This is a genomic window from Microcystis sp. M109S1 (assembly GCF_020247025.1).
GTDB lineage: Bacteria > Cyanobacteriota > Cyanobacteriia > Cyanobacteriales > Microcystaceae > Microcystis.
The window spans coordinates 1-10,602 of the sequence record NZ_JADBRW010000137.1 but is presented as its reverse complement, the minus strand read 5'-3'; the positions used below and the strand labels follow the sequence as shown (position 1 = coordinate 10,602).

Below are 10,602 nucleotides of genomic sequence, written 5' to 3'. Positions count from 1 at the left end.
TCCAGTCTTCTATCCATCCCATCGACTTTCTCAGTTAGTTTTGCTTGTCCTACCTCTAGCTTAGTTAACCGTTCGTCGATTTTATCAAATTTCTGGTTAAAATCCTTCTGTAGGCTGTCAAATTTCTGGTTAAAATCCTTCTGTAGGCTGTCAAATTTCTGGTTAAAATCCCTCTGTAGGCTGTCAAATTTCTGGTTAACATCCTGTTGCAAGGTATCGATTTTTTGGTTAACTTCCTTCTGTAGGCTGTCAAATTTCTGGTTAACATCCTGTTGCAAGGTATCGATTTTTTGGTTAACTTCCTTGATGCTGTCTTTGATTTCCTTGAGGACGGATTCAAGAGTATAAGTAACGGTTTCGTTGGACATTTTGGTAACATCCCTGGGAGTAATGATAGTACAATAATTTTATTTTAATCCTAAATCTGGTTATTAAAGACTGATTATCTATTGCCTCTCCTGATATGTAGGGAGGCACAATTATTTATAGGATGGGTTAGCGGTAGCGTAACCCTTGCAGGTGTTGGGTTTCATGCTTCAACCCAACCTACGTTCTGATTATCTATTGCTTCTCCTGATATGTAGCCTATACTCAACGGATATAGTATAACTATCTCTGCCATTACTTTTGAAAAATGCTATAAATTTCCTCGGCAATATTTCTGCTACCTCCGGACTCTCCCACTCTAATTTTGCCATTTTCTAAACATCTGTGTAAATAACGAGAATCTGCCAAAATATCGATAATTTTAACCGCGGCATTTTTAAATAAATTTACCTGGGTGGGTTTCTGTCCAATAGTTATCACCGATTCCCCTAATAAGCGCATTTGTGCCTCAGCAAAGGGGTAGGTAAATTGGGGACCAAATCCGGGTATTTGGATGACGGGTTTTCCTAATCCTACTGCTTGTTCTACTGCTGTCCCCGCCATGGCTAAACAAGCGTCACAATGGTGTAAAATATCGGCAAAAGCATCACGATAACAGCATAATAAAGCCCCATTTTTCTCTAATTTTCCCGCTCCTAAATAATGCCATCCTTCTTGTTTAGCTAAATTTTCTAAGTCGGTTTCTGTGATACTAGGAACGATAGCAGCCCGAAACTGCATCGGTTTAATTTTAACTATTTCCTCACAGACTTGTAACTGTAAAGCTAAATTACTCAAAGCTTCCGGTAAACGACTCCCCGCTAATAAAGCAATCATGGGAATTTGACTATCTAATTCTAAATCTTTACCCGTTGGTGTTAAGACATCCATAATCGGATAACCAGCAAAAATCGCTTTTTTAATCCCCCGATTTTGTAGGTCTGTTGCTGTATATTTATCCCTAGTGAAAACCCTTAAACAATTCTTAGATCTTAAACATAACTCTGTGAGTAAAGGTAATTTAATTGTGCCTTCGTAATAACTGGAAGTAGAAACAATAAAAGCCACAAAAGGACGACCGGTTAAAGAAGCGATCGCAATCGGGACAATATCCCCCACTGCTATCAATAAATCACAATCCTTGCTAACTTTAAAAGCTGCCTGAATTTGTTTAATAGTTAGACCGATTAATCCCGCACCAATATCCTTAATCCAATTAAAAAGATTGGTATAAATAATTCCCCCCGATGGCATAGTAGCAGTGGGGCCAATAATTGGTACGGGCAATTTTTGATAAGCTTTTCCCTCTCCCACAAAAGGCAAAGCAGCTATAGATAATTGAGGCTGAATTTTTTGTAATTCCCCCAGAATTAAACTAGCATTTAAGTCCTCACCATGACCATTACTAAGAAATAAAACCTGTTTAAGCATCGATTTGTTATCCTCTATATTCCCTTGCGGCCAAAGAAACGGCCACTGTCACCGATTTTGCTTCTATTTGCTTGCTTACTAGCAAAGTCTTGCCCATTTTTAAAGCGGCAGCTTCAGCGACGCTAGGGGTTCCCATTTCCTTATTGACAATGGCCGAGGGATTGGGGACATTAATATCTCTCAACTCCTTGGCAGTAAAGGTTTTTAGAGGCAATCCTTTCTCTTGACAGTACGCAATTAAACCCCGTTCATCAGCTTTGATGTCAAGGGTGGCAATACCAGCAATAGCGGCTAAAGAGAGGTGATAACGCTTAAAAACATCCCTAATTGCCCTATCTATGACTGCTTTCTCTGTCCCACGGATGCAACCTATTCCTAGCCATAATACTCGTCCATACCATTGGTGATGATCAATCCCAATTAAATCGATTGCGGGTGGGTGGAAAGCAGGGGAAGTGCTAGTCAACATTGGTGTTGCCTCTAATTGTTGCGGGATTAGGATTGCCAACGGGGAGAATCACCTTAAGGCTGTTTGCTATTTACAACAAGACTAAGTAGGTGGGTGGAATTAAATATAAGATGAACGTAGGTTGGGTTGAAGTATGAAACCCAACGCCCGCATGGGTTACGCTACCGCTAACCCATCCTACAAATAATTGTGCCTCCCTACTTACAATATTTTTACTGGTTGAAATTGTTCGCGTTCGTCTAGTTGCCAAGCTTGTAAATCGATCGCTCGTCCTGAAACTACGGAGACAATTAAATAAGTATATCCTGACCAGGCTAATTGGCGATCAATTTCCGAAGGAATGGCGGCATGATCGGGATGGGAATGATAGATACCAATAATTTCTAGCTGGTTTTCCCGCGCCGATTTTTGAGCTTGTAAAAGCACTTCTGGAGCAATACTAAAGCGGTTTTTCCTATTACCTGACCAGTTATTTTCTGTGGTTTGTATGGTGATCACTTGGGCTGCTGTTTCGGTAATTTTTCCCAAGAGTAACCCACAACATTCTTCGGGATAGGTGGATTCTGCGTGGGTGAAAATGCGCTGGTAAATTTGTTCTGTAATCAGGAGCATAGTGGAAAATTTTCAAAACCTATTGATGTTAGTTTGCTTTGGCTATAGGGAACTTGAAAACTGACTGCATCTCAATTTTCGAGAAATATCTATAGGATATTTTGGACGCACGGGATGCGCCCCTACCATTGGCGCAATAATATTATTGTAGAGGTCAATTGCCTTCGCTCTCTTTTAATAACTTCTGCATCGCTGACTCAGGAATAACTTATTCTTGGCCAGTTCCGGCCAGTGTTAAATTGATTAATAGACTCTTTAACTTATTGTCCCCTAACCTTTGCCACTGAATTGATAAATGTCGATCGATTTTCGCAATCTTAATACACTTTGGGGTTCTATTTTAGTCGAAACATTGGCCCGTTTGGGATTGACGATAGGGGTGGTTTCTCCCGGATCGCGATCGACTCCTTTAACGGTAGCCTTGGCAAGACATCCCCAGATTGAAACTATTCCCATCTTAGACGAGCGCTCGGCTGCCTTTTTTGCCTTGGGATTAGCCAAACAATTATATCAACCGGTGGTTTTAGTCTGCACTTCTGGCACTGCCACGGCTAATTTTTATCCCGCAGTCATTGAAGCAAAAGAAAGTCATGTCCCTTTATTAATTCTAACCGCCGATCGCCCCCCAGAATTGCGTCATGCTCACGCCGGTCAGACTATCGATCAAGTCAAACTCTACGGTAATTATCCAAATTGGCAAGCGGAAATTAGCTGTCCTAGTGCCAATATCGAGCGTTTACGCTATCTCCGTCAAACTATCATCCACGCGTGGTTGCGCTGTCTCGATCCTGTCCCCGGAGTGGTGCATCTGAACTTACCATTTCGGGATCCCCTCGCACCAACTCCCGATCTAGAAATTAACAATTTAGAGGCTAATTTTGACCAAGAGGCTTTTTTTAGCCATATATCTCGGCAAAATATGCCAATTAACCACTCACTTCTCCAAATTCCTTCTTTACCCCCCAAAGGAATTATCATTGCGGGATTAGCTTCCCCGCAAAACCCCGAAAGTTACTGTCAGGCGATCGCTAATTTAGCCCGATCGCAACAATATCCCGTCTTAGCGGAAGCTTTATCTCCTCTGCGAAACTATGCAGGGTTAAATCCCCATCTCATCACCACCTATGATTTATTATTGCGGAATCCTGCCATTAAAACCCAATTAACCCCCGATGTTGTCCTGCAAATTGGCGAATTACCCACCAGCAAAGAATTACGGACCTGGTTAGAAGAAATCGACTGTCCGCGCTGGATTATCGATCCCCATCCCGATAATTACGATCCTCTACAGGGAAAAACCGGACATCTCAGGGGAAATGTCGAGCAATTAGGGGAACTATTCCCAGATAAAACCGATAATAACCAAGAATATCGGCAATTATGGCAAAAATTCGACCAGCAAGCTAGATTAACCATCGATCGCCTTTTGGCAGCAGAAACTAAATTGATTGAAGGGAAAATCCCCTGGCTGCTTTCCCAATACCTCCCCCCCCAGACTCCGATCTTTATCTCTAATAGTATGCCTGTTCGCTATGCCGAGTTTTTTAACCCGCCTAGCGATCGCCAAATTCGTCCCTATTTTAATCGCGGGGCCAATGGCATCGACGGCAACCTCTCCACTGCGATAGGAATAGCTTATAAAAATGTTCCCAGCCTACTATTAACGGGAGATTTAGCCCTATTACACGATACAAATGGTTTTTTAATCAAAAATTATTTTGTTGGCTCCTTGACCATAATTTTAATCAATAACAAGGGGGGAGGCATTTTCCAACTGTTGCCGATCGCCAAATTTGACCCTCCCTTTGAAGAATTTTTTGCCACTCCCCAAAATATCGACTTTTGCCAACTCTGTCACACCTACGGTATCGATTACCATTTAATCAGCGATTGGACTGATTTTCAGCAAAAAATCGCAGTTTTGCCGGAATCAGGCATAAGATTACTAGAAATATCCTGCGATCGAGCTTTTAATACCCAATGGTTCCTCAGTAATTATGTGTAGGGTGTGGGGTGTGGGGTGTGGGGAAGCTGCCTATTGCCTATTAATTCCCTTTTTGGAGAAAGTGAATACAATAGGTGGAAAGCGCGTTAAAAAAGTCCGATGAATCGACAAAGACGGCAAAAATCAAGACAATTTTCTCTCCCTAGATATTCTATCTTTCCCCCGGAACAATGGCGATCGGGAGTGACTTCTTTGGTGATTAGTTTGGTCTTGTCCCTACTGATTTTAAAACTGAATAGCTCTAGTCTCTCCACTGCAACCATAAATATTTTTAATCCCTCCACTGTGGGGGAGAATTTAGCCGGTAAGAGTCTAGATGAGTCAGAAAAGCAGAAAATCGCCGAATTTTTGCAAATTACCCCGCCAGAAACCGAATTAACCCTCGATCGCACTCCTTTGTTTATTCTCCACGATACAGCTTGGAGTATGACTGCGGGTAACATCGAAGAACAGAAAAAATATGCTCGCGGTCCGATGAAATTGGGTCCCAATGTTTACATCCCCCGCAAAGCGAATTCCAGGGATAGAGATATTTTAGACTCGATCGCCCGGCCTTTTTTTGAACGTCACCGTCCCACTGCCACTTTTTATGAACAAGCGGCCGAAATGCTGCCCGCAGACACCAGAGATCAATTAGTGCGTCAACTGTGGCAACTTACCCCAGAAACTATCCGCGTCAAGGGTTTTGCACTTGCTTTAGAGGGTGTTCCTTTGAGTACGCGATCGGCGACTGAGTTAGAAAAAAGGGCGAGAATTTGGTTAAATACGCCTTCAGAAGCCGTCTTTAGACGTTTAGTCAAAAAATATCCCACAAATTACTTTGATGGGGCAAAAAGCACCGCATTATGGGCAACAGCAGCGATTTGTGATCAGGTATCTCACCCTAATTGCGATCGCTTGCGACCAGTTTTTGCCGAAAGAAATCGTCGGGTTATCTCCAGTGTTAACATTGAACTGGTACAAGCGCCGGGATCCCACTGTTTGACCAAAGGACGCTTGCAACCCCTCCCCGGTTACAGTGATTTTCAATACCAACAAACGGCGAAATATTATCTCCTAGCAGCCTTACAAACGGGACAATTACCGCAAATTGTCAGCCATTTTGCCGTGGATAGTTTTCTGATTAATCAAGGAAAATATCCCCATTGTGACCCCCGGGGTTTTGATCTACAACGTCTCTACAATCTCATCAGTCAAGCTTTGGATTATGACCCCGGCACTATTTATGGTATCGTTCCTCGTTACGGCACAAATATTCTAGCCGGTGATAATATTTGGTGGCATAATCGAGTTTTTGACCAAGCAAATTTACCCACAACTTTAAATTAGACCTGATCATTTAGAAATGTCCACTTCTCCCAAAGCTTCTAGATAGGTAATCGCTGCTTCTAAAGGAGAATCGTAGCCATAGGAAAACTCCTCAAACCAGCGTCCTTCCTCCGATTTGGCATCCAATTTATCTAACCATTGCTTGGCCTTTCTAGTTAAAGCTTCTCGCTTGCGCTGCTGTTTTAATGCCACCGCTTTTTCTTTTTCCGCTGCCTCTTGTTGTTGCCTTTCTTGGTTTTCTAAGGCTAAAGCTTTTAAAATCCCATCGGTAGCAGAATCGCCGGTATAATTAACCTTAAATTCGGACGGGGAACGCTCTTTTTGGCTCTTCTCGACTTTGTGTGATAATTTTTGCTTATGGAATCGTGAAATGCTTATCGGGCAAGACTTTTAGGGCTATTTTGCGGAAGAAAGTATCAGTATAGACCTCGTTTCCACACAGAAACCAGAAGAGCCCTTTTTCTTGACGAGAAGAAGGGGACGGTATCGGTTTTTCCTGATCCCGTTTCTGGTATTCTGCCTTCATTTGTGCCAGTAAATCTTCTATTTCTCCCATAATGATCAAGTTAAAAGTAAAAAGTTAAAAAGTGGGTTTCCTTATTTTTCCAAACGCACTACATACCATTGTAAATAACCCTCCTCACCCAGGTCTAACTCGCAGTAATTATCGCGCAGATAGAGAGCTTTTTCCTCAAGACTAGAGAATTTCGCCAATTGTCGGGGACAAATCTCCGGTTTTGCGGTGATTACATCTTTTAACTTATCCCGTAACTGGTCGGGAGTCTGGAATTGTTCAGGTTGATCGGCCTCAAGGACAAGAAAATAGTCCCCTTGATACATAATAGAATCGGGCATCGCTGTTTGATAGTCTCAGTAGGAAAATTTTTTGGCTATCTTTATCACTTTAACGCCTCAAAGCTCGATCGACACCACCACTATGACAGACCATCTCACCAATCCCTTTCTCAGTCTCCCTTACGAAAGCGCCATGCAGGACTTGGGAGACCACTACTATGATCAAGTCGCAGCCGCAGATTTTCCCCGTCATATCCTTCGTTTTCGCAATGATGCTTTATTACCTTTGGTGGAAATTCAGCCAGAATTAACCTTAGATGAGCATTTTATCGAGGCTTTTGGTAAATTTCAATCCCTGACACCTTTTTTGTCCCTGCGTTACCACGGTTATCAATTTGGCGAGTATAATCCTTTTTTAGGGGATGGTCGCGGTTTTCTCTACGGTCAAGTTAGGGGTATTGATGGCAAATTATACGATTTTGGTACGAAAGGATCGGGACGGACTCCCTATTCCCGTCATGCGGACGGTAGGTTAACTCTCAAGGGTGGAGTTAGAGAAGTCTTAGCTGGGGAAGCTTTACGGGGTTTGGGGGTGAATACCTCTCGCTGTCTGAGTTTGGTGGAAACGGGGGAAAATCTCTGGCGCGGTGATGAACCTTCCCCAACGCGATCTTCGGTGATGATTCGAGTTAGTAATTCTCATATTCGTTTCGGGACTTTTGAGCGTTTATTTCATATTAAACGTAGTGATTTGATTACAAGACTCCTCGATCATGTGATTATTTATTATTATCCTGAAATCGATCCCCAAGATAGCGATCGCTATTTACAATTTTACGCCGCTTTGATTGAAAGAACCGCTAAATTAGCGGCCCAATGGATGGCCGCAGGTTTTTGTCATGGAGTTCTCAATACCGATAATATGTCAATTACTGGGGAAAGTTTCGATTATGGTCCCTACGCTTTTATTCCTTCCTATAACCCCCAATTTACGGCGGCCTATTTCGACTACGGTGGCCGTTATAGTTATGGCAATCAGCCTTTTATCTGTCGTTTAAATCTAGAGTTACTGCAATCTCCCCTGGCCATGGTCGTCTCCTTGTTAGAGTTAGATATGGCTTTGGCTAACTATGACCAGCATTACAATTTTTATTATCAAACAATGATGCTCAAAAAGTTAGGTTTTGAGGATATTTTTACTCCCGAATCCGCTTTACTGGTCAGCAAAACTGTGGAAGTTCTCCAAGAAACTGGCATCGGTTATCACGACTTTTTCTATCAATTAAGTGAACAATTTAATTACGGTTGGCGAGAAAATAGTTCTCTAATTCTTGAAAATCTGGATTTACCAAAAGCTGATTGGCAACGTTGGCGAGAATTATATAGTTTGGTCTTAAATCAATTACCCCTAGATTCCTTGTCTCAAATTGGCGACACTTTAAAGCATTATAATCCTAAAACCGCTTTACTTAGACCTCTCATCGAATCGGTTTGGGAAGCCATTACCTATGAAGATGATTGGCAACCTTTCCAAGAATTAGTGATAAAATTACAAAATAAACAGTAATTAAGTAATAAGTAGTGGTGCAAAATTAATTTCTTGGTTAGGAGAGGCAAGAGGTAGTTAGCTCTGATTTGCCTCTAGGTTTGCTTCAATACGATCTAATTGGGAACCTGGCCACCACATCCACTTACTCATCCTTAAATAAGTTGTTAGTGTCCCCATCCTAACAAATCCTGCGGATAACTTGATCACCTTTAATCAGGCGATCGCTTTTCTGAAAAAATAGGGAGAGGCGATCTCCCTCTGATCGGTATAGATTGATATAATTATCCTATGTTTATCTGGTCGTCAAAATGTTGCTGAAAATCGTACAAATCGGTGATTCCCAAGCAATTACAATTCCTCAAGCAATCATGGAACAGTGTGAATTCACAGATGAAGTTGAGGCGATAGTTGATGGTAAAATGATTATTCTGAGTGCTAAAAAGAAGGTGAGGGAAGGTTGGTCTGAGTTATTTGATGATGCTCCTCTTGAAGCCGATTTACAGGATTGGTTGGGGGTAGAAAACGAGTTTGAGCGAGAAAATCAATGGTAGAAAGATTTGCCATCCTGTTGGTGGCACTCGATCCAACTAGGGGGTCTGAACTGCAAAAAACTCGGCCTTGTGTTGTTGTTTCTCCTAGTGAGATTAATGTTCGATTAAGAACAATCGTTATTGCACCAATCACCAGTAATGTCAAAAATTACCCAACTAGAATCACAATTGACCAAGAAAATGTGCGAGGTAGTATCGCTTTAGACCAAATTAGGGCGATTGACAAAATCCGAATTGTTGCCAAAATTGGCAGTCTTGACGAACGATTAGCAATGATAGTGGCTGATCGCCTGGTTGAATTTTTTCACTACTGATTGTTACTGAATTTATTCGGTTTTAGGATCGCTTTTTTCTAATTTGAGATAGGGCGATCGCTGTTTACCTTCTAACCATTAAGAGTGTCAAAATAATAGTAAAATTTTGTGACAAAGTGCAGTCATATCTAAGAATCTTTGCTAGAACCCCAGAAGGCTTCTGTGATAAGTCTCCTTAAAGGAGATTGTTTGCAGTAAACTAATCTGGCTAACAGGCTGTTATAACATCTAGTTAGGCTCCTCAACCACCAACCTTGAAAGAGATTGAAAATGAGCGAAAAACGAATTCTACCCGCATTATTGCTTTGTTTTTTCTTCGGTATGTTTGGTGCCCACAGATTCTACGTAGGAAAAATTGGGACTGGCATATTGCAGTTAGTCACATTGGGAGGACTTGGTATCTGGGTGCTAATTGATTTCATCATGATTATTGTCGGAGCATTTACTGATAAAGAAGGAAACAAAATCACCCAGTGGACGTAAAACAAGCCGTAGGGTGCGTTCCCTAAGGTGGCTCCTGCTGCTCCACCAGTAGATTCTGGGGAACGCACCATGCACATTGATTGAAGCTGTGAGTCTAAGTGCGATGCCGCTCTTGTAGGGTGCGGAAACGCGCGTGTAACGCACCTTTTTCAAGTTAGCTATAATGTTGGTTAGACAATGCTCTTATGAGCATATTGTTCAACCAGTAATTCGATTATTTTTTCCTAAGGAATTTGCTTTCGATCTGCTTGAGATTTAAAGAAGCTCACACTTTCTTCTGTTAATTCTAATGTTACTTGATTAGTTTTGGTTTTACCCTTAGGAACTAACTGGTCTGGGGGCGGTAAAAAATCTTTAACGACTTGTCCCAGTTCCATTGGTTCATCAGTATAAGTTATTTTGCTGTTCATATAGTTTACGTCCTTTTCGCCAATAACCAGCTCCAAAAATTCTAACTTTTCCTTCCCGGTAAGTGAAGCGTACTGTGATAATTCCTTCATTAACTTGCCCCATACAGTAAAATCGATTTTCTTCTTGACTGTGAGCCAGATCTTGTACGATAACTCTGTTGGGGTCAAAAAATGCGTATTGGGCTAATTCAAAGGAAACATCGTGTTTCTGTTGGTTTAAACGATTTTTATCTTCATCCCATTCAAAGCTTTCATCCATAAGCGGAGTTGATAAGCCTAATCACTATA

The 10,602-nt window shown here is 41.7% G+C and carries 15 protein-coding genes; 6 read left to right on the top strand and 9 right to left on the bottom strand.

Features of this window, described 5'->3' with window-relative positions; translation table 11 throughout:
• From IM322_RS06515 to IM322_RS06500, 4 genes are all read right to left on the bottom strand, one after another.
• Nucleotides 1-368: DUF948 domain-containing protein (locus IM322_RS06515; RefSeq protein ID WP_287713152.1), on the bottom strand; the 368-nt coding region annotated here is incomplete at its 3' end.
• 253 nt (nt 369-621) lie between these two features.
• On the bottom strand, nt 622-1,797 hold the full coding sequence (locus IM322_RS06510; protein ID WP_287677005.1) for a lipid-A-disaccharide synthase-related protein: 1,176 nt from the start codon (nt 1,795-1,797) through the stop codon (nt 622-624).
• Nucleotides 1,798-1,804: 7 nt separating this feature from the next.
• Complete coding sequence (locus IM322_RS06505) at nt 1,805-2,263, bottom strand: cobalamin biosynthesis protein (protein WP_425184929.1); 459 nt, start codon at nt 2,261-2,263, stop codon at nt 1,805-1,807.
• A gap of 204 nt (nt 2,264-2,467) precedes the next feature.
• Nucleotides 2,468-2,878 carry a M67 family metallopeptidase gene (locus IM322_RS06500; protein WP_287677008.1) on the bottom strand — a complete coding sequence of 137 codons (411 nt, stop codon included), beginning with the start codon at nt 2,876-2,878 and terminating at the stop codon, nt 2,468-2,470.
• Nucleotides 2,879-3,173: 295 nt separating this feature from the next.
• On the opposite strand from IM322_RS06500, the gene menD reads away from it, so the two are divergent.
• A complete protein-coding gene (gene menD / locus IM322_RS06495; protein WP_287677010.1) occupies nt 3,174-4,883 on the top strand; it encodes a 2-succinyl-5-enolpyruvyl-6-hydroxy-3-cyclohexene-1-carboxylic-acid synthase in 1,710 nt (569 codons plus the stop codon).
• Between the two features lie 99 nt (nt 4,884-4,982).
• Complete coding sequence (locus IM322_RS06490; RefSeq protein WP_287677012.1) at nt 4,983-6,212, top strand: hypothetical protein; 1,230 nt, start codon at nt 4,983-4,985, stop codon at nt 6,210-6,212.
• 6 nt (nt 6,213-6,218) lie between these two features.
• On the opposite strand, the gene IM322_RS23230 is transcribed toward IM322_RS06490, so the two are convergent.
• From IM322_RS23230 to IM322_RS06475, 3 genes are all read right to left on the bottom strand, one after another.
• A complete protein-coding gene (locus tag IM322_RS23230; protein ID WP_502866910.1) occupies nt 6,219-6,473 on the bottom strand; it encodes a salt stress protein, Slr1339 family in 255 nt (84 codons plus the stop codon).
• A gap of 94 nt (nt 6,474-6,567) precedes the next feature.
• A complete protein-coding gene (locus IM322_RS06480) occupies nt 6,568-6,768 on the bottom strand; it encodes a hypothetical protein (protein WP_287677016.1) in 201 nt (66 codons plus the stop codon).
• A 41-nt stretch (nt 6,769-6,809) separates the two neighbouring features.
• Nucleotides 6,810-7,067 carry a CRR7 family NDH-1 assembly protein gene (locus tag IM322_RS06475; RefSeq protein WP_287077456.1) on the bottom strand — a complete coding sequence of 86 codons (258 nt, stop codon included), beginning with the start codon at nt 7,065-7,067 and terminating at the stop codon, nt 6,810-6,812.
• Nucleotides 7,068-7,149: 82 nt separating this feature from the next.
• On the opposite strand from IM322_RS06475, the gene IM322_RS06470 reads away from it, so the two are divergent.
• The 4 genes from IM322_RS06470 (at nt 7,150) to IM322_RS06455 (ending at nt 9,904) form a co-directional block, all read left to right on the top strand.
• Nucleotides 7,150-8,574 carry a protein adenylyltransferase SelO gene (locus IM322_RS06470; RefSeq protein ID WP_502864014.1) on the top strand — a complete coding sequence of 475 codons (1,425 nt, stop codon included), beginning with the start codon at nt 7,150-7,152 and terminating at the stop codon, nt 8,572-8,574.
• Between the two features lie 290 nt (nt 8,575-8,864).
• Nucleotides 8,865-9,107, top strand: coding sequence for an AbrB/MazE/SpoVT family DNA-binding domain-containing protein (locus tag IM322_RS06465; protein ID WP_271972053.1), 243 nt, complete (start codon nt 8,865-8,867; stop codon nt 9,105-9,107).
• On the top strand, nt 9,101-9,421 hold the full coding sequence (locus tag IM322_RS06460; protein WP_287078940.1) for a type II toxin-antitoxin system PemK/MazF family toxin: 321 nt from the start codon (nt 9,101-9,103) through the stop codon (nt 9,419-9,421). The genes IM322_RS06465 and IM322_RS06460 overlap by 7 nt, the downstream gene beginning before the upstream one ends.
• A 270-nt stretch (nt 9,422-9,691) precedes the next feature.
• The gene (locus IM322_RS06455) at nt 9,692-9,904 is read left to right on the top strand and encodes a TM2 domain-containing protein (protein ID WP_043996355.1); all 213 of its coding nucleotides are present in this window, start codon (nt 9,692-9,694) and stop codon (nt 9,902-9,904) included.
• Nucleotides 9,905-10,128: 224 nt separating this feature from the next.
• On the opposite strand, the gene IM322_RS06450 is transcribed toward IM322_RS06455, so the two are convergent.
• Both IM322_RS06450 and IM322_RS06445 read right to left on the bottom strand, forming a co-directional pair.
• Nucleotides 10,129-10,314, bottom strand: a complete 186-nt coding sequence (locus tag IM322_RS06450) for a hypothetical protein (RefSeq protein WP_158201752.1) — start codon at nt 10,312-10,314, stop codon at nt 10,129-10,131.
• Nucleotides 10,289-10,573: a BrnT family toxin gene (locus IM322_RS06445; RefSeq protein ID WP_287713150.1), complete on the bottom strand. Its 285-nt coding sequence runs from the start codon at nt 10,571-10,573 to the stop codon at nt 10,289-10,291. The genes IM322_RS06450 and IM322_RS06445 overlap by 26 nt, the downstream gene beginning before the upstream one ends.
• Nucleotides 10,574-10,602: the final 29 nt, after the last annotated feature.

Excerpts from the sequence above, each read along its gene's own strand:
- IM322_RS06490 (WP_287677012.1), top strand. The coding sequence starts at position 4,983 with ATGAATCGACAAAGACGGCAAAAATCAAGACAATTTTCTCTCCCTAGA.
- IM322_RS06470 (WP_502864014.1), top strand. The coding sequence starts at position 7,150 with ATGACAGACCATCTCACCAATCCCTTTCTCAGTCTCCCTTACGAAAGC.
- IM322_RS06445 (WP_287713150.1), bottom strand. The coding sequence starts at position 10,573 with ATGGATGAAAGCTTTGAATGGGATGAAGATAAAAATCGTTTAAACCAA.
- IM322_RS06465 (WP_271972053.1), top strand. The coding sequence starts at position 8,865 with ATGTTGCTGAAAATCGTACAAATCGGTGATTCCCAAGCAATTACAATT.
- menD (WP_287677010.1), top strand. The coding sequence starts at position 3,174 with ATGTCGATCGATTTTCGCAATCTTAATACACTTTGGGGTTCTATTTTA.
- IM322_RS06455 (WP_043996355.1), top strand. The coding sequence starts at position 9,692 with ATGAGCGAAAAACGAATTCTACCCGCATTATTGCTTTGTTTTTTCTTC.
- IM322_RS06460 (WP_287078940.1), top strand. The coding sequence starts at position 9,101 with ATGGTAGAAAGATTTGCCATCCTGTTGGTGGCACTCGATCCAACTAGG.
- IM322_RS06480 (WP_287677016.1), bottom strand. The coding sequence starts at position 6,768 with ATGGGAGAAATAGAAGATTTACTGGCACAAATGAAGGCAGAATACCAG.
- IM322_RS06510 (WP_287677005.1), bottom strand. The coding sequence starts at position 1,797 with ATGCTTAAACAGGTTTTATTTCTTAGTAATGGTCATGGTGAGGACTTA.
- IM322_RS06450 (WP_158201752.1), bottom strand. The coding sequence starts at position 10,314 with ATGAACAGCAAAATAACTTATACTGATGAACCAATGGAACTGGGACAA.
- IM322_RS06500 (WP_287677008.1), bottom strand. The coding sequence starts at position 2,878 with ATGCTCCTGATTACAGAACAAATTTACCAGCGCATTTTCACCCACGCA.
- IM322_RS06475 (WP_287077456.1), bottom strand. The coding sequence starts at position 7,067 with ATGCCCGATTCTATTATGTATCAAGGGGACTATTTTCTTGTCCTTGAG.